Annotated in this window: 17 protein-coding genes; 15 read left to right on the plus strand and 2 right to left on the minus strand. The window is 37.4% G+C overall.

Annotation, left to right across the window (positions count from 1 at the left end; genetic code table 11):
* The first annotated feature begins 112 nt into the window (after positions 1–112).
* The 8 genes from ACLHDG_RS03690 to ACLHDG_RS03725 are packed head-to-tail and all read left to right on the plus strand — an operon-like array spanning position 113 to position 7,231.
* A complete protein-coding gene (locus tag ACLHDG_RS03690; RefSeq protein WP_415407640.1) occupies positions 113–805 on the plus strand; it encodes a 5'-methylthioadenosine/adenosylhomocysteine nucleosidase in 693 nt (230 codons plus the stop codon).
* The gene (locus tag ACLHDG_RS03695; RefSeq protein ID WP_415407641.1) at positions 789–1,595 is read left to right on the plus strand and encodes a tRNA lysidine(34) synthetase; all 807 of its coding nucleotides are present in this window, start codon (positions 789–791) and stop codon (positions 1,593–1,595) included. Before ACLHDG_RS03690 ends, ACLHDG_RS03695 begins: the two co-directional genes overlap by 17 nt.
* On the plus strand, positions 1,595–2,551 hold the full coding sequence (locus ACLHDG_RS03700; protein WP_415408323.1) for an RluA family pseudouridine synthase: 957 nt from the start codon (positions 1,595–1,597) through the stop codon (positions 2,549–2,551). The genes ACLHDG_RS03695 and ACLHDG_RS03700 overlap by 1 nt, the downstream gene beginning before the upstream one ends.
* Entirely contained in the window at positions 2,502–3,170 is a 669-nt protein-coding gene (locus ACLHDG_RS03705) for a fibronectin type III domain-containing protein (RefSeq protein WP_415407642.1), read from the plus strand. Before ACLHDG_RS03700 ends, ACLHDG_RS03705 begins: the two co-directional genes overlap by 50 nt.
* A gap of 40 nt (positions 3,171–3,210) precedes the next feature.
* Complete coding sequence (trmB, locus tag ACLHDG_RS03710) at positions 3,211–4,386, plus strand: tRNA (guanosine(46)-N7)-methyltransferase TrmB (protein WP_415407643.1); 1,176 nt, start codon at positions 3,211–3,213, stop codon at positions 4,384–4,386.
* A complete protein-coding gene (locus ACLHDG_RS03715; protein ID WP_415407644.1) occupies positions 4,379–5,053 on the plus strand; it encodes a cell division ATP-binding protein FtsE in 675 nt (224 codons plus the stop codon). The genes trmB and ACLHDG_RS03715 overlap by 8 nt, the downstream gene beginning before the upstream one ends.
* A complete protein-coding gene (locus ACLHDG_RS03720; RefSeq protein WP_415407645.1) occupies positions 5,040–5,855 on the plus strand; it encodes a cell division protein FtsX in 816 nt (271 codons plus the stop codon). The genes ACLHDG_RS03715 and ACLHDG_RS03720 overlap by 14 nt, the downstream gene beginning before the upstream one ends.
* A complete protein-coding gene (locus ACLHDG_RS03725; RefSeq protein WP_415407646.1) occupies positions 5,852–7,231 on the plus strand; it encodes a murein hydrolase activator EnvC family protein in 1,380 nt (459 codons plus the stop codon). Before ACLHDG_RS03720 ends, ACLHDG_RS03725 begins: the two co-directional genes overlap by 4 nt.
* Here ACLHDG_RS03725 and ACLHDG_RS03730 read toward each other — a convergent pair.
* The gene (locus ACLHDG_RS03730) at positions 7,203–9,329 is read right to left on the minus strand and encodes a L,D-transpeptidase family protein (protein WP_415407647.1); all 2,127 of its coding nucleotides are present in this window, start codon (positions 9,327–9,329) and stop codon (positions 7,203–7,205) included. The two genes, ACLHDG_RS03725 and ACLHDG_RS03730, sit on opposite strands and share 29 nt — an antisense overlap.
* Before the next feature lie 191 nt (positions 9,330–9,520).
* Between ACLHDG_RS03730 and pyrH the strand changes: the two genes are divergently transcribed.
* From pyrH to ACLHDG_RS03765, 7 genes are all read left to right on the plus strand, one after another.
* Positions 9,521–10,228, plus strand: a complete 708-nt coding sequence (gene pyrH, locus ACLHDG_RS03735; RefSeq protein WP_415407648.1) for a UMP kinase — start codon at positions 9,521–9,523, stop codon at positions 10,226–10,228.
* Between the two features lie 117 nt (positions 10,229–10,345).
* Complete coding sequence (locus ACLHDG_RS03740; protein WP_415407649.1) at positions 10,346–10,552, plus strand: DNA-directed RNA polymerase subunit omega; 207 nt, start codon at positions 10,346–10,348, stop codon at positions 10,550–10,552.
* A gap of 6 nt (positions 10,553–10,558) precedes the next feature.
* Positions 10,559–12,712, plus strand: a complete 2,154-nt coding sequence (locus tag ACLHDG_RS03745) for a RelA/SpoT family protein (protein ID WP_415407650.1) — start codon at positions 10,559–10,561, stop codon at positions 12,710–12,712.
* 25 nt (positions 12,713–12,737) lie between these two features.
* Entirely contained in the window at positions 12,738–13,937 is a 1,200-nt protein-coding gene (gene tyrS, locus ACLHDG_RS03750; protein WP_415407651.1) for a tyrosine--tRNA ligase, read from the plus strand.
* On the plus strand, positions 13,937–15,046 hold the full coding sequence (locus tag ACLHDG_RS03755; protein ID WP_415407652.1) for a nitronate monooxygenase: 1,110 nt from the start codon (positions 13,937–13,939) through the stop codon (positions 15,044–15,046). Before tyrS ends, ACLHDG_RS03755 begins: the two co-directional genes overlap by 1 nt.
* Positions 15,030–16,211: an N-acetylmuramoyl-L-alanine amidase gene (locus tag ACLHDG_RS03760; RefSeq protein ID WP_415407653.1), complete on the plus strand. Its 1,182-nt coding sequence runs from the start codon at positions 15,030–15,032 to the stop codon at positions 16,209–16,211. The genes ACLHDG_RS03755 and ACLHDG_RS03760 overlap by 17 nt, the downstream gene beginning before the upstream one ends.
* 118 nt (positions 16,212–16,329) lie before the next feature.
* Positions 16,330–17,094, plus strand: coding sequence for an N-acetylmuramoyl-L-alanine amidase family protein (locus ACLHDG_RS03765; RefSeq protein ID WP_415407654.1), 765 nt, complete (start codon positions 16,330–16,332; stop codon positions 17,092–17,094).
* Positions 17,095–17,274: 180 nt separating this feature from the next.
* Here the strand turns inward: ACLHDG_RS03765 and ppa are convergent, their stop codons facing one another.
* Positions 17,275–17,793: an inorganic diphosphatase gene (gene ppa / locus ACLHDG_RS03770; RefSeq protein WP_415407655.1), complete on the minus strand. Its 519-nt coding sequence runs from the start codon at positions 17,791–17,793 to the stop codon at positions 17,275–17,277.
* Positions 17,794–17,886 lie beyond the last annotated feature (93 nt).

Below are 17,886 nucleotides of genomic sequence, written 5' to 3' on the forward strand. Positions count from 1 at the left end.
GCACGTGCCTGAGAGAAAAAATCCTGTACTCTCCAGGCGGAGATGAGTAAAAAACTGCTTAAAATAAATTTGTGGTGGGTAAGAATGCCCACCCTACACTAGGACTAAATATATGAAAATAGCAATCATGGGTGCAATGCCTGAAGAGATAGAACCGCTTTTAGCTAAACTGGATAATGTTAAAGAGACAATCTATGCTGCAAACAAATACTATGAAGGCTCATACAACGGACAAGAGGTTGTTGTAGCGTATTCTAAAATAGGTAAAGTCTTCGCTACATTGACTGCTACGATACTCATAGAAAAATTTGCTTGTGATAAGCTACTTTTCTCTGGTGTAGCCGGGGCGATAAGTGATGAGTTAAATATAGGTGATCTTATCATCGCAGATGGTTTATGTCAGCATGATTTGGATATTACTGCATTTGGACACCCTTTTGGGTATGTGCCAGAGGGTGAAGTGTGTATTCCTACAGATGTTACTTTGAGAAATATCGCTAAAGATATTGCTAAAGAAAAAGGTTTGACGCTAAAAGAGGGTGTTATCGCGACAGGTGACCAGTTTGTAGCAAATGCTGAACGTAAGGACTGGATAGGTGATACGTTTAAGGCGGATGCTTTAGAGATGGAAGGGGCGAGTGTGGCAGTAGTTTGTTCATCACTTAATATACCTTTCTTTATCTTACGCGCCATCTCTGACTCTGCTGATATGGATGCAGGTTTTGACTTTGATACTTTCTTGGAGAGTTCAGCAAAGATCTCAGCAGACTTTATTTTAAGTATGGTGGATGCAATTGAGTCCTAATAACCGTAGAATGGCTTCAAAAACCATCCCTATGAGTAAAAGATTACTCAAAATAGTAGGTAAAACCAATGCAGAGTTTAAACTCATAGGTGAGGGCGACAAGGTACTCGTTGGGCTAAGTGGTGGAAAAGACTCTCTGGCTCTTGTACATGCACTTAAACATGTACAACGTCATGCACCCTTTAACTTTGAGTTTGAAGCCTGTACCATTAAGTATGGTATGCCTGATGAACATTATGAATTTCTTAGCAAACATTGTGAAGAGTATGAGATCAAACACACGGTGTATGACACTAATATTTTTGAGATCTCCCACGATGCCATACGTGAAAATTCCTCTTTTTGTTCCTACTTCTCTCGTATGAGAAGAGGGGCACTTTATACCTTTGCCGAAGAAGGAAACTTTACTAAAGTAGCACTGGGACATCACTTTGATGATACAGTAGAGAGTTTTTTTATGAATATGTTCTACAATGGAAGTATGCGTGCTTTAGCCCCTATCTACAAAACAAGTAGAGGCTTTCACCTCATACGACCACTCATCCAGGCAAGAGAGTCTCAACTCCGTGCATTTGCTGAAGAGAACAACTTGCAAGTCATAGGTGATGAAGCCTGCCCAGCTATGCTAAAAGATGTGAAGATGCCTCATGCCAGAGCCTCTACCAAAGAGTGGTTGGCAGGACTTGAAAAAGAGAATAAAGACATTTTCAAAATGTTCAAAGCTTCGTTTAAACATATACATGATGATACTTTTCTTGACCCTGAGCGTTGGAATAGGGATGATATTTGATTAGTGAACAATTTATAGCCAAAATAGCAGGTCGCATAGATAAAATCCTTGCTACAGAACTAGACGTAAGCCGTAATCAAGTAGAAAAGCTTGTGAAAGATGGTTTAGTATCTGTTAATGATAAAGCAATCACTAAAACAAGCTATAAAGTTGCACTAGATGATGTGATCGCTTACACCTTTAAAGAAGCAGAAAAAAGAGTTGCCCCTCCTATAGACTTTGATGTGGAGATACTTTATGAAGATGAGTATCTTTTGGTGGTGAATAAACCTTCAGGACTTGTAGTCCATCCGGCTCCTTCGGTGAAAGAGCCTACTCTTGTTGACTGGCTCATTCATAAAGGTATTTCTCTCTCGACTATAAGTGGGGAAGAGCGTCATGGTATCGTTCATCGTATAGATAAAGAGACTACGGGTGCACTTGTTGTAGCTAAAGACAACAAGACCCATGAGAAGCTTAGTGAACAACTTCAGGATAAAAGTATGGGTCGTTACTACTTGGCACTGATCGACTGTCCCCTAAAAGATGATATTGTGATAGATAAGCCCATAGGCAGGAATCCAAACAACAGACTAAAAATGGATGTGGTACAAGACGGGAGAAATGCAAAAACAGCTTTTGTGAAACTCTTAACTTCCCCGTATGATGTAGAACTTATAGCCGCAAAACTTTTTACAGGAAGAACCCATCAGATCCGTGTACATCTCAATACTTTGGGACGTCATATACTGGGTGATGATTTATATGGATTTAAGACCAAAAGAGATAAAATAGCACGCGTTAATCTACATGCATATCTGCTATATTTGGTCCACCCAATTACCGGTGAAAAAATGGAGTTCGTAGCCCCGCTTTTTGATGATATGGAAACATATATGTCAAAATATTTTAATCAAGGTGAAATCGATGAAAAAATCAATCCTCTTACTCTCGGTACTCGCTTTAATCATTTTTAATGGCTGTGGTGGTATTAAAGGGTTGATGATCTATGATACAGATCCGACGTTAAAGAGCATTACACAAGTAAGAGCACTCCCAATGATGAGCTCTGTAGGTTTCGAGTGGGAAAAGATAAAAGACAGACGTATACATGGAATTAATATTTATAGAAAAGTTCCTTCAAATCAAGAAGATCAAGAGTTTAAGCGTATTGGTTCAATAGGTAATCGTTATGCAACACATTTTGTAGATACCCATGTAAAACCAAATACAAAATACCTCTATACGTTTACAACATTTGCCTTGGGTAAAGAGTCTAAACGCAGTACTGTCCTTCGTGTGACAACACGTCCGACTTTTGCTGCTGTTTCTTTTGTCAAAGCGTATAAAGAGGCACCTGGTGTGGTTAAACTTTTATGGAGACCACATCCAAGCCAGAGAGTAAATGCCTATATCATCGAAAGATCGGTGAATGATGGTACATGGAAATATATGTCACAGGTAGAAGGTCAATTGATGGCTGAGTATATTGATACCTTTGTTCGAAGTGGCAATACCTATGCCTATCGGATCATCGCTAAAAGTTATGATAATATCAGATCAAAAGCAAGTCAAGCTACACAGATATCATTGTAAATCTAAATTCAAATAAATAAAAATAGACTAAGAAGAGATTATGCCACATTTAAAAGTTACACCCTTTGATACTTCGTTACTGGAAGAAAAATTCTCCAAGAGTCAGATCATCACCTTTCGTGCAAAGGCACTTAAAGGGGATGATGAACTCTTGGGTGTTGAACATGGGGGAGAAGAGTTTTTACTTCAGTTGAAACCAGATGCAAAAGCAACACTTCTTAAGTATGATAAAGTGACAAGACCTCTAAAAGTCAATCTCTTAAAAGAGGCACTGGATAAGGTTTCAAAAGAGTTGGACCTGGAGATACAAAGTTCAAATATCGCTATGTCCAATACCAAACCGGCACTCTCTTCAGAGTATTTTAAAAAGATAGAAGATTTTGAAAATATCACTTATCCTAAAGAGAAGATCTCTGTTGAGGTAGGATTTGGTTCCGGCAGACATTTGCTTCATCAGGCAAAAAAGAACCCTGATACACTTTTTATAGGTATTGAGATCCATACACCTTCGGCACAACAGGTACTCAAACAGATAGAACTGCAAGAGCTTGATAATATCTGGGTGGTCAACTATGATGCAAGACTCTTTTTGGAGATGTTGCCTTCAAACAGTTGTGAACAGATCTTTGTACATTTCCCTGTACCATGGGATAAAAAACCACAAAGAAGAGTCATCAGTACAAGCTTTGTAGCTGAGTCGATGAGAGTATTGAGAGTTGGTGGCCGTTTAGAGCTTCGTACAGACAGTGACAAATACTTCTGGTATGCTTTAGAGACTTTTTTCTCTGTACCCAAAGTGGAAGTGGAAATACGTAAAAATGAAGCACTGGAAGTGACCAGTAAATATGAGGCAAGATGGAAAAGGCAAGAGAAAGATATCTATGATGTCTATGTAAAGTGTACACAAGATTCAGAACCTAAAATTTTGAGTGTAGACTTTAATTTTAATATTGTAAAATATAGAAAAGGTTTGGAAGAGGAGTTACCTAAAAAAGCGATGGTCTTTGACGGGTACTTTGTTCACTTTGAACGTATGTATAAAATAGGGGAAGAGAAACTTCTTGTTAAATGTGCATTTGGAAGTTTTGACAGACCTGAACATAAATATATTTTGATAGAAGAAAATAGCTGTAGGTACTTTGTCTCACCGCCAGTGAAGACAACAGTTAACTATGAAGCACACAAAAAAATAATGGAGCTCATCAACAATGTCTAATGTAATCAATGCTTCACATCTTACACTTGCGTATGACAATGGTGCAAAAGAGATCATCAAAGATGCGAGTTTCAGCATCAAAAAAGGGGAGTTTGTTTTTATTACCGGACCAAGTGGTTCTGGTAAATCAACACTGCTAAAGGCACTCTATGGGCAGCTTAAACCAAGTGAAGGAAACCTTGTCGTAGGGGGACTGGATCTGGCAACTGCACGTCAAAGTAAGCTTCAAGAGTTAAGAACGCATATGGGTATCATTTTTCAAGACTATAAACTTGTCAATGAATGGACTGTAGCCAAAAATGTTGTTTTGCCTCTGATGATAGCAGGATATTCTGTAGAAGTACAAAATACACAGGCACATAGACTTCTTAAGCATGTAAAACTTGCAGAACATGCTGATAAATTTCCACTTGAGTTAAGTGGTGGAGAACAACAGCGTGTAGGTGTGGCAAGAGCATTAGCTAAAAATCCGGTAGTAATACTCGCAGATGAGCCTACAGGTAACCTTGATGACTACTCTTCAAACGTGATCTGGGATCTGATGGAAAATGCATGTCAACAACTTGAGACAACGGTTCTGGTAGTAACACACAAAATTCCAACGATCTTCTCTTTACCGTATAGACATTTCATCATAGAGAGCAAGGGTGTATATGAAGTTCATTAAAAATCATCTTATGTTCATCTTCCCTCTCATGGCAATACTCTTAGGTATAGAGTTTTATCTTGTATTTGATAGAACTACAGACTCCTATGAAAAAGGTCTTAAAGAGGGATACTCCATGCTGGTTGTTACCAAAAAACCTATGGAGCTCTCAGCATTAAAAGCACTTAATAAACATATCAGTACAAGTGAAAAGATAAAAAGAGAGAATATTGTCTCAGAGATAGCAAAAGGTGTAAGTAAAAACAGTAGTAAGGAGATACTTGCTGCATTACCTTACTTTTACAACGTAGGGTTGGATTCCTACTTGCATACCTCTGGTTTAGAGAAGATCAAAATGGACCTTGAGGCGGATACAAATATTAAAAAAGTAGAAACGTTTGGCAGCAGTTATAGTTCAGCGTACAGACTATTCTCTTTTATCAAGTTTACTTTGAAATTATTCATTGTTTTTATGGGTGTGGTGAGTCTTTTCCTTATCATTAAACAGATGGAGATCTGGAAATATGCACATAAACAGCGTATGCAGGTCATGGAGATATTTGGTGCTCCTTTGATGTTGAGATCTGGTGTACTTTTCAAAGTGGCTATAGCAGATGCCTTTATTGCAACTATTTTGACCTCTGTGGTTTTCCTCTATGTGAAATTTCAATGGGCAGCCAATAGTGGTATCGATATTATGGTGCAAAATCAGGAAGAACTTTTTAGACTTACGGATATGGCCATTCTTTTAGGCTCAGCATTGTTGTTAGTTATTATTGCAGTATATAGTGTAGTCTTTACAAGTAAGGGAGTACAGGAGTGAAATCCTTCATCTTGTACTGTTTTGTAGTTATAGGTTTACTTCAGGGTGCTTCCACTACAACAAAGATCAAAAATTCCCAAAAAGATCTTTCTGCCACAGCTTCCGCAAAAAAACAGGCAAGCAGAAAGCTTGGGAAGATAGCAAAAGATATTCAATCTGCAGAAAAAGATATAGTGTATCTTGAAAAAAAGATAGATGAACTGGGTAAAGATCAGGATAAAACCCAAAAAGAGTATGAAGCACTTAAAGTAGAATTGAGCAGATCGCAAAAGGATTTCACAAAAACAAGTCAAGAGCTTGAGCAAAAGCGTAAAGCTTTCATTACTTTGTTATCTGAACAGTTCTCTGTGATCTTTGCGATGGAACAAGCTCATGAACCTACACGAACATCTATTATTTCACAAGAAGTATATAAAGCATATAAAAAACATAATGCCAAGGTGTTAGCATCATTGAAATCTGAAATCGGTACACTTAAAAAACGTAAAAAAGAGAAACTTCACTTACGTGATAAAACCCAAAAAGAGATCAAACGGATCGTTAAAAAACGAGAGGATTTTGCAGCAAAGAAATTGGCTAAAAAGAAATTGTTAAAAAAACTCTCTGGAGATGAAGAGAAGTATAATACCAAGTTAGTAAAAATTGAAGATGAACAAAATTCACTCCGTGCTACTTTAGCAAAATTAAACATTTTACATACACAAGAAGTAGAAGAGGCACGTAAGATCGCAGCTGTAAGAAAAGAGGCGATACGTCTTGAAAAAGAACGGAAAAGACGTATCCGTAAAGAGAAAGCTTTAGCACGTGCAAAAGCCAAAAAAGCCAAAAAAGCTATTCAATTAGCTAAAACCAAAGAAGCTAAAAAGGCAGCTAGACTGGCAGCAAAAGTAGCAGAAAAAGAAGTAGAAAAAGTACAAAAGAAAGCAACTAAACAGAGTGAAAAAGTAAGAAAAATAAACTCTTCGTACAAGAAATCAAAAGTCTATGCATACAAAGGCGGGAAAACGATGTCACCTATCTATGGTGCACGACTCGTAAAGAAGTTTGGTACCTACATAGATCCTATCTATAAAATAAAAATATTTAATGAGTCCATCACACTAAAGGCACCTTCATCCAATGCAAAAGTGCAAAATGTACTTAATGGTAAGGTGGTATTTGCAGGAAAAAGCAGTATGTTGGGTAAAGTAGTTGTTGTTGCACATAGTGGCAAGATACACACTGTGTATGCAGGGCTTTCCAAAATTGCACCTAACATTAAAGCAGGTCGTAAGATAAAAAAGGGGTATGTTGTTGGAAAAGTATCAAGTAAACTTATGTTCCAGGCTACTAAAAACTCTAAACATATCAATCCGTTGAAGTTGATACAGATTTAGTTTTATACGTAGACAAGTGTAATTTATCATAACCATAGATATCATCTCTAAATTCTATCGTACCCTCTGTATTAACCCATGTTGTAAGATATACCATATCTATAGGTATGCTCTTTGCTAATCTTATCGGTGTTTTTCTATTATGTTCTAAGATCTTTTCAGCTTTTTGGAAATCTACCTTAGCGTCTATAGTTGAAAATGTTTCAAGAAGTTTAAAAGGTTTATCTAACCTGACACAGCCATGACTAAAGGCTCTGATATCTTTTTTAAAAAGACTCTTTGCGTTGGTATCGTGCATATAGACTGCAAATTTATTGGGAAAAAGGTATTTTACTTTCCCTAAAGCGTTTGTGACTCCCGGAGATTGCATAAATTTATAGGGAGGCAGTTTGCGTCCATATTTGTGCCAATTGACTTTAAGTGAATTGACTCTGGGAGAATGTTCTGAATATCCGGTATGAAGTTCAATATGGTTTTTAATTAAATAGTGTCTGTTTTTTTTCAGTTTAGGTACCAACTCATTCCTAATGATACTTCTGGGTATCCGCCAATAAGGGTTAAGCACAATGGAACGTACTCTATTGTAAAAAACAGGTGTTTCATGCCTTTTTTTCCCTACAATGACTTTCATAGACTGTATTTGCTTCTGCTTATCAAAAACATACATTCTAAATGCAGGAATGTTCACAAAGATGCGATAACGTTCGCTGTCTCGTTTAAGCCACTTCATACGGTTAATATTGAGTTTGATTTGAGCTACTTTCTCTTCAGCACTCTGACTAAGTGCTTTTTGAGTTAACTTACCGATATAGCCATCTGCCGCTAACCCATGTCTTTTTTGAAATGTTTTTACTGCATCAAGGAGACAGGCATCATAGTCTGTTGCATCTGTAGTTTCAGGACAGTTTATATAATCTCCCTCAATGCTGAGTCTTTCTCTTATGAGTGGGAGCATACTGTTGTTACTCTCTTCTGGTTTGATCGTTTCAAATACAGGCAGACTCTCCCAGCCGCCATTAGCAGTGATCTTTTGGTATTTCTTCAATGCTGTTAATAATGCTTCATACCAGAGTAACTGAGGTTTTGCTTTTTCAAATGCATCTACTAAAGATCCTTCATTGATCGCTGCTACCAGTAATGATTCTGGAGATGCAACAACATCATGTGTCACCCATGCAGCATTTCTGTGATTGTGTTTGAGATCTCTTTGAAACTTTTTCCAGTTTATTTCACCATAGAGTAGATGTTCCATATAACGTTTATACAGTTTTGCAATTTTCAGTTCATACTCAACGATCTTCTTATTTTCTTTTGGCATTTCAAATGCGAAAAGTGTTTGGTATTCCTTATAGACTTTGCCATTTTTATCTAAAGTGATATCCTCTTTTATTTCTCTGAAAAGTTCTGTTGTATATGTACTTATCCCTGACTGGCCTACCCATACAGGCTGATGACCTAGTAGCTTATACATCTCATCTAATGTTTTGTATGTAGTTTGACACTTTGTTTTGATGCCTTCATCCAAACCTTTACTTTCTTTAAGAATACGATCCTTGGATCTCAGCTCTGGTGTAGCATACGTAACTCTCTCTTTTACGATAGCATTCAAACCATCAACCAAAGAGCCTTTTTCAAGAGAATACGCTATCAAGGTAGCAGCTGTATAGTCACACTTCTTTCCTTCGATGATCGCATCTATGTATTTTGTATAAAGCTGTGTAAATCTAAACTCTAAAGCCACTTTTTCTTTCAGTGTTTGAGCAGGGTCAAAAAGTTGTTCTTCTTTTAAAAGTGTTTCATATGTTTTGTCTAAACTGGAGAAAAGCCCCCTGTTTTTATCTAATTTTATTTCATCCAATAAGACTCCCGCATCATGCGTTATCTGATCTTTATCTATCCAAATAGGCTGATATCCTATGTGTGCATAAAGATCTTGTATCTCTTTGGTATGCTTCTTCACTTCACTTTTTATCTGCATGTGCATAGCTTCTTTAAACACAGAATTATCTTTTTGATAGATCTCTTGATACTCTATCACCTTTGCCGGTAAAGATGCTAGGTTCACCAGAATTGCCAGTACTATTATTTTTATATTCATCATTGACCTTATCAAAAAAAATCATTACCCGTAAAGATCTTCTTATTCAGAGTTTAATACTAAAGTGTGTATGGTGTGTGTAAATTGACATAAAAAATATAGAGTTAATCAATGGGGAGGTGATATATTTAGTTTAAACCCCGCCTAAACCACTTTTAGATATAATCGCGAAAATATATAAAAGGCTTTTTGTGATAAAAAGAGTATTGGTAAAATTTTCTGGTGAAGCTTTAGCTGGTGAAAATGGGTATGGCATTGATACTCAGATTCTTAACTTTATTGCAGGTGAGATCAAAGAGCTTGTAGATAATGGCGTTGAAGTTGCTGTTGTTGTGGGTGGTGGTAACATTATTCGTGGTGTGAGTGCTGCAGCTGACGGTATCATCAAAAGAACAAGTGGTGACTACATGGGGATGCTTGCAACTGTGATCAACGGTGTAGCTATCCAGGAGGCACTTGAGCATACAGGGCTTGAAGCAAGACTTCAGTCTGCTATCGATATGAAAGAGATAGGTGAAGCGTTTATCGTACGTCGTGCGAGAAGACACCTGGAAAAAGGTCGTGTGGTGGTATTTGCAGGTGGTACAGGTAACCCTTATTTCACTACCGATACAGCAGCAACACTTAGAGCTTCTGAAGTAGAGGCAGAACTTCTCATCAAAGCGACTAAAGTAGATGGTGTATATGATAAAGATCCTAATAAGTTTGATGATGCAGTGAAGCTTGATACGCTTACATATGATCAGGCATTGAGTGATAATATCAAAGTGATGGATGATACTGCTATTGCATTGGCTAAAGAAAACGGATTACCTATTGTTGTATGCAACATGTTTGAAAAAGGTAATTTGCTTGCTATTATCAAAGGTGATATGAGCCTTTGTTCTATTGTTAAATAACGCCAAATGGGCAAAGCCCAATTTTTGATTGCTAACGCTGTGTTAACTTCAGCAGTTGGCTCATACGACTAGTCGTATTTTAAAAGTTAAATAATTTATATAGATTAAGGAATAAATATGAGAACAGAACAACTTACTGCAGTAGCACTTGAAAAAGTAGATTTTGATAAGTACCTTTTAGCGAACGCTGTAGGTAAAAGAGCTGAAGCTATAGCAAATGGTGCCCAATCACTGTTGGATATAGATACAAGCACTATGAAATATGCCGACATCGCACTTCAAGAGATCGCTGAAGGTAAACTCACTGTAAGCCTAGAAAGCTAAATTATTTTGGACGCTTTTCTTAATAAAGCTAAAAAAATACAGACGATAGAAGAGGCAAAAGCTCTTCTGTGGGAAGAGATCCCCTCTCCTTTACCTGCTACGATCAAAGCACTTGAACTTTCATTGACCGCACATGATGGACAGCTACGTAAAAGTGGCGAACCTTACATTATACATCCTATACTTGTAGCAGCGATCACGGCTGCTTTCTCCAATGATGAGACTATGGTGCAAGCTGCCTTGCTTCATGATGTTGTAGAAGATACTCATTTTAATATTGAAGACTTGGAACGTGAGTTTGGTGATGATGTAGCCCATATGGTTGAAGGTCTAACCAAGATCGTTGAGATAAGAGATGAAGAACTGGCTCCTTCCGGTTCAGATGAGCGGCTTATTAACTCAGCACTTACCTTTCGAAAAATGCTTATAGCCTCTATCAAAGATATTCGTGTTTTGGTCATAAAACTTTGTGACAGACTGCACAATATGCTTACCCTTGATGCACTTACACCACAAAAACAAAAACGTATTGCAGAAGAGACTTTGGTGGTGTATGCACCTATCGCACACCGACTTGGTATTTCACGTTTGAAAAATCATTTGGAAGATCTGAGTTTTTATTATATCTATCCGGATGACTATAAAAAGATCGATGATTATATAAAGAGTAATGCACAAAATCTACAGTTTAAACTCAATGCCTTTATCCAAAAGGTGAGAGATACGATGGATAAAGACGGTTTTGACCAGGAAGAGTTCGAGATCATAGGAAGAGTGAAACACTACTACTCCATTTACCTCAAGATGCATCGTAAGGGTGTGAGTATAGAAGAGGTGCTTGACCTGCTTGCCATTCGTATTATTGTAAAAGAACCCATAGAGTGTTATAGGGTTTTAGGTTTAATGCACCTGACATTTACACCACTTATCTCGCGTTTCAAGGACTATATAGCAGTACCTAAAGAGAATGGATATAAAACTATACATACGACACTCTTTAATGAAGAAGGTATCGTCGAAGCGCAGATACGAACATCTGATATGCATAAACTTGCTGAGTATGGTGTTGCTGCACATTGGAAATATAAAGATGGTAATGATAGTGTAAATTTAGAATGGCTAGAGAGTTTGAATTTTCAAAAAGAGTCTGTAGAAGAGTTCTATGAATTGGCAAAAAGTGATCTTTTTTCTGAAGATATTACGGTTTTTTCTCCTAAAGGGGATTATTATACGCTTCCAAAAGGTTCAACTGCACTGGATTTTGCCTATGCGATACACTCAGAGGTAGGTGCAACTGCCACCGAAGCATTGGTTAATAAGCAAAAAACATCATTGTTGACTATTTTAAAAAATGGTGATATTGTGAATATCTTTAAAGATGACAAACGGCATCTTCATTGTTCTTGGTTAGATGCAGTAAAAACTTCTAAAGCACAAGATGGCATAAGAAGTCATTGCCGTGCAAGGATAAAAGAGTCAGATACGCTTAGTGCTTATAATATTTTAGCAACACTTTTTGTACAAAAAAGTGCTGCTATGAAAGAGATGATAGAGATAGTAGAGTTGAAAGACTCTATACATAAATTGCCTATGCAGCGTGACTATTTTAAAGAGACTATACATAAAGTGGCTGAGTATATGGGGACTACAGAGGTACGTTTTTGGGAACTGCTTAAAAAAGGCTATAAAAAGCCTCTGATCAAAGAGATAGAACACTTTAAATTCTTTACGAATAAGCCTTTAGATGGTGTAGAGTTTGATTACTGTTGTCATCCTAAAGTGGGTGATCAGATCGTTGCATTTTATAAGGACAGTAAGGCTATTATACACCACAAATTGTGTAAGAAAGCATACTCAAAGATCTTGGCTGAAGAACCAATGCTCCATGTGAATTGGAGATATGCAAAGCTTTCACGTTATAGACTCATTATAAGTCTGCAAAACCAAAAAGGGATACTCGCAGACCTGTTAACCAAGCTCTCGGATATGGACTTGAATATCATTAGTATTGAACTTAGTATACAAAGTTCTGAGAGTGCAGAGTATTGTCAGATAGAAGTAGAGAGCAGTGAAGGGAAAAAAAGTTTGCTTGCAGAGAAAATTTCACAAAAGTTAAAACTGATAGAGATCACCAGTTTAGATGACGCATATAATAAATAGAAATAAAGTAAAAGGTAAAGAATAGATGATACAAAAAGCACTGGAAGAGATAAGTAGAGGTACAGCCGAAATCATAGATATGGAGGCAATTGAGAAACTGGTTTCCAAGTATTATAAAGAGGGGACAACCTATACGGTTAAAGCAGGTTTTGACCCTACAGGTGCAGACTTGCATTTAGGACATACTGTACTTCTTCAAAAGCTTAAAGTATTTCAAGCTCACGGAGGAAAAATACAACTTCTCATCGGTGATTTTACTGCAACTATCGGTGATCCTACAGGTAAAAGTGAGACGAGAAAAATACTTGACAGAGGGACTATTCTAGCGAATGCACAAACGTATCAGGATCAGGTCTTCAATATACTTGATGAGAGTAAAACAGAAGTAGTATTCAACTCTACATGGCTTGAAGCACTAGGTGCTGCGGGTATGGTATCTTTAACAACGACTTTTAATGTAGCACGTATGCTCGAACGTGATGATTTTGAAAAACGCTATAAAAGCGGACACAGTATCTCTATTTCTGAATTCATTTATCCACTGCTTCAAGGGTATGATTCTGTAGAACTTGAAAGTGACATTGAGATCGGTGGAACAGACCAGAAATTCAATTTGCTTATGGGAAGACATCTTCAGCGTGCCTATGAAATAGGTAAAGAACAGGCTGTATTGATGATGCCTATCTTAGAAGGGCTTGACGGGGTTCAGAAAATGAGTAAATCTCTGAACAACTACATCGGTATCACAGAAGAGCCTAAAGATATCTATGCAAAAATACTTTCAGTTTCTGATGAGTTGATGTGGCGTTATTATGAGTTGTTGAGTGAAAAATCACTTGAAGAGATCGCTACGATAAAAGAGGATGTGCAAAAGGGTACACTTCATCCTAAAGTAGCCAAAGAAAACCTGGCCCTTGAGCTGGTTACAAGATTCTATAATGAAGAGTTGGCTACACTAGCTAAATCAGAGTTTGATAATGTATTTAAAGCAAACAAGCTCCCTTCAGATATGAATGAAATAGAAGTTGAAGAGGGTATTTGGATCTGTAAAGCTTTAGTGGATGCAGGTATAGAGCCTTCAACATCTCAAGCAAGAAGAGATATCAAGCAGGGTGCAGTAAGAGTGGATCAAGAAAAGATCTCTGATGAAAAACTGAATCTTGATTCTGGAGAGTATATCCTACAAGTAGGAAAAAGAAAATTTGCAAAAGTAAAGGTAGGGTAATGGAATTTAAATCTTTTAAAATTGGAAAATACACTATTGAAAAGCCTATAGTTCAAGGTGGTATGGGTGTTGGTATATCTTGGGATCAACTAGCGGGTAATGTGAGTTTAGAGGGTGGACTTGGTGTCATCTCCGCTGTTGGTACAGGAGTATATAAACATAGAAAATACCTTGATGGAAAAGAGATGGTAGGTAAAGAACACAGACCACTTGAAGCGATAAACTTTTACTCTTACCCTGCACTAAAGAAAATATTTGAGAATGCAAGAGAGATATGCGGTGACAGACCACTTGCTTGTAATGTGCTTTACGCACAGAGTGAGTATGACCGTGTAGTCCAGGATGCATGTAAAGCAGGTGCAGATATTATTATTACAGGTGCAGGTCTTCCGTTGACTATGCCTGAAGCTGCAAAAGATTATCCTGATGTTGCGTTGGTACCTATTGTTTCCACAGCAAAGGCATTGAGAATCTTGTGTCGCCGTTGGAAAAAAACACACAATAGGCTTCCGGATGCAGTGATCGTTGAGGGGCCACTCAGTGGAGGGCACCAGGGCTTTAAATATGAGGATTGTTTTTTACCGGAGAATCAACTTGAAGAAATTTTACCTCCTGTGGTAGAAGAAGCGAAAAACTGGGGATCTATGCCTGTTATCGCAGCTGGTGGTGTATGGGATCATGATGACATCGTTCGGATGATGGAGCTTGGTGCTGATGCAGTACAGATGGGAACACGTTTCATAGGTACAGTAGAGTGTGATGCCAATGATGTGTTTAAACAGGTTATTCTTGATTCAACAGAAGATACGATCAAGCTCTTTAAGTCACCGGTAGGTTATCCTGCACGTGGTGTGAAGACGAATCTTCATAAAAGTATCGAAGAGGGTACAGCACCTAAGGTAGCATGTATTTCAAACTGTGTTGCTCCATGTCACCGTGGAGAGGAAGCTAAAGTAGTTGGATACTGTATCGCTGACAGACTTACGGATGCTTATGATGGTCTTATCGATACAGGGCTCTTTTTTACAGGTGCTCATGGATATCGTCTAAATGAGATCATTACGGTTAAAGAGTTAATGGATAAATTGATGAATGGTGAAGACACATAGAGTGAAACTTTTTAAGATCTTTCTTTTATTTATCATTTCTTCTACATTACTTTTTTCAGGTGTGAACACACTGAAGAAAGTAGAAATAGCAAAAGGGGAGTTACGTCTAGAATTTAATAATTTTCTCCCTAAAAAACAAATTAAACACTTTGCATTAAAAAATCCTCCAAGAGAAGTATTTGACTTTAAAAATACACGTCTGTCCAAGAAAAATATAGCTAAAAATATAAAAAATGTAAAAATAGCACAATATAAATCAAATATTGTAAGAGTAGTTGTAAGCAGTCATAAACCTTATAGCTGCACAGCATACAAACCTATACTTTCACTAAAAACATACCATATACCTCTACCAAAACAAGGAAATGTTTTACCTGCAAAGCGTTATACGAAGTCAAAAGATAAACCTAAGAAAAAAACATCAAATCCAAAAGCAAAGAAGATGACAACATCTTTTTCACGATCACATAAAAGTGAGCTTATTGTTATTGATGCAGGACATGGTGGCCATGATACTGGTGCTATGGTTGGAGGTAAAAAAGAGAAAGATCTTGTGTTGATGATAGCAAAGAGACTTGAAAAAGAGCTCAAAAAGCGTGGTCATCCTGTCTACATGACACGAACACGTGATCGTTTCTTGAAACTTCCACAGCGTACAAGAATTGCAGATAAAAAAAATGCAGTAGTTTTTATCTCTATTCATGCTAACTCAGTTCCTAAAAGAAAACGTAACAAAATACAGGGAGTAGAGACCTTTTTCCTTCAGAATACCAGAGATGCCAGATCACAACGTATTGCAGCCAGAGAAAACAAATCAGTACTCAAAGGCACAAGTAAACTTAGTAGAAGTGTGATACTCGATTCAGTACTCTCCGGTCCAAAGATCGTACAGTCAAACAAATTGGCAATCGATGTGCATAGAAGAATGATAACAAACTTACGTAGTCGTTATAGTGGTGTAAAAGACGGTGGTGTAAGACATGCACCTTTTTGGGTGCTTGTAGGAGCGAGTAGACCTTCTATACTTGTAGAGGTAGGCTATATCTCTCATCCTAAAGAGAGAAAAAGACTTTTTATGCCACGTTATCAAGAACTTATTGCTAAAGGTATTGCAGAAGGTGTAGATAACTATTTGGACAATAGAAAAAAAGAAATTGACTTTTAGATTAATGGACGCATTTAGGGCAAAGCCCCAAATGCTACGCTAAACACTAGGTTTGCTTCAGCAGCGGGCTCACACGACTAGTCGTGTTTTAATAATATTTTGAATAAGGATGTAAAAAATGAAGAAGATAATATTTTACTTAGTGGCATTGTTTTTTGTTGTGGGCTGTGGTGGTCCTGACAGGTCTGATAGTCTTGTAGTGATAGATGCAGGGCATGGTGGACATGATTCTGGTGCTGTATCTGGAGGACAACAGGAGAAAGATCTTGTTTTGCAAATTACTAAAAAACTTAAAAAAGAGTTAAAAAGAAAAGGGTATAGAGTCTATCTTACCAGAGGAAATGACAGGTTTTTAAAATTGGGACAGCGTACAAGAATTGCAGATAAAAAAGATGCAAAGGTGTTCATCTCCATCCATGCCAATGCCATTTCTGATCGTAGCCGTTTTGATATAGTAGAGGGTGTGGAGACTTACTTTTTACAAAAGACCAGGGATGAAAGATCTCAACGTGTCGCAGCCAGAGAAAATGCTGCTGTTTTACAGGGGACAGATAAGTTAAGCAGGGATGTTATCATAGATGCAGTACTTAATGGACCAAAGATCATCCAGTCGCATAAATTGGCCATTGATGTACAAAATAATATGATGAAGAATCTTAATAGTAAGTATTCAGGGGTAAAAAACGGAGGTGTAAGACCTGCACCATTTTATGTACTTGTAGGAGCAAGCAGACCTTCTATTCTTGTTGAAGTTGGCTACATTACTAACTCAAAAGAACGTAAAAGATTGTTTACATCCGGTTATCAGGATAAAATTGCCAAGGGGATTGCCGAGGGTGTAGGTAGGTATATTGATAATAGGAAAAAAGAAGTAGGGTTTTAATTTATAAAACGTGATTAGAGCAAAGCTCCAATCACTACGCTTTAATACTAAAGTATAACTTAGAAAAAAACTAAATTTTTTTCTGAACGCCGAGTTTACGATTCAGCATTTAGTGCTTCACTTGCACTGCCTTTTAGATGCTTGTCCCTCATCAGAAAGCTCACGTGACTAGTCACTTAATTATTTATAGTTTTTAATCGCTTTTTCTAAAATTTCAGTTGCTACTTTTTTGTCTTTAAATCCTGCTACTTTTACCCATTTGTCAGGCTCAAGCATTTTGTATGTTTCAAAAAAGTTTTTGATACGGTTGAGTGTATGCTCAGGTACATCAGCAAGGTCATTGATATTTGCATATGTCGGGTCTATTTTTGTGGTTGGTACAGCGATAAGTTTTTCATCTCCACCACTTTCATCTTCTGTCATAAGTACACCTACGAGTCTACATTTGATGTATGAACCTGCCTGAAGCGGGTAGTCACAAAGTACAAGTATATCTGTCGGGTCACCATCATCAGAAAGAGTATTTGCTACAAAACCGTAGTTTGCCGGGTAGTGCATAGAAGAGTAGAGTACTCTGTCAACTTCAACGGCACCTGAGTCTTTGTCGATTTCATATTTGATAGCTGAGTTAAGTGGTACTTCAATAATGGCTTTTACAGCATCAGGATTTTCACCATGTCCGATTTTTGTAATATCCATAGGGGTATCTCCTGAGTAGAATTCTTGCAAATGGTATCATAAAGTTTATAAATAAGTGTCAAAACATGTTACACTATTTTGTTTAATTTTAAT

It is taken from the genome of Sulfurovum iocasae (genome assembly GCF_047716765.1).
Lineage (GTDB): Bacteria > Campylobacterota > Campylobacteria > Campylobacterales > Sulfurovaceae > Sulfurovum.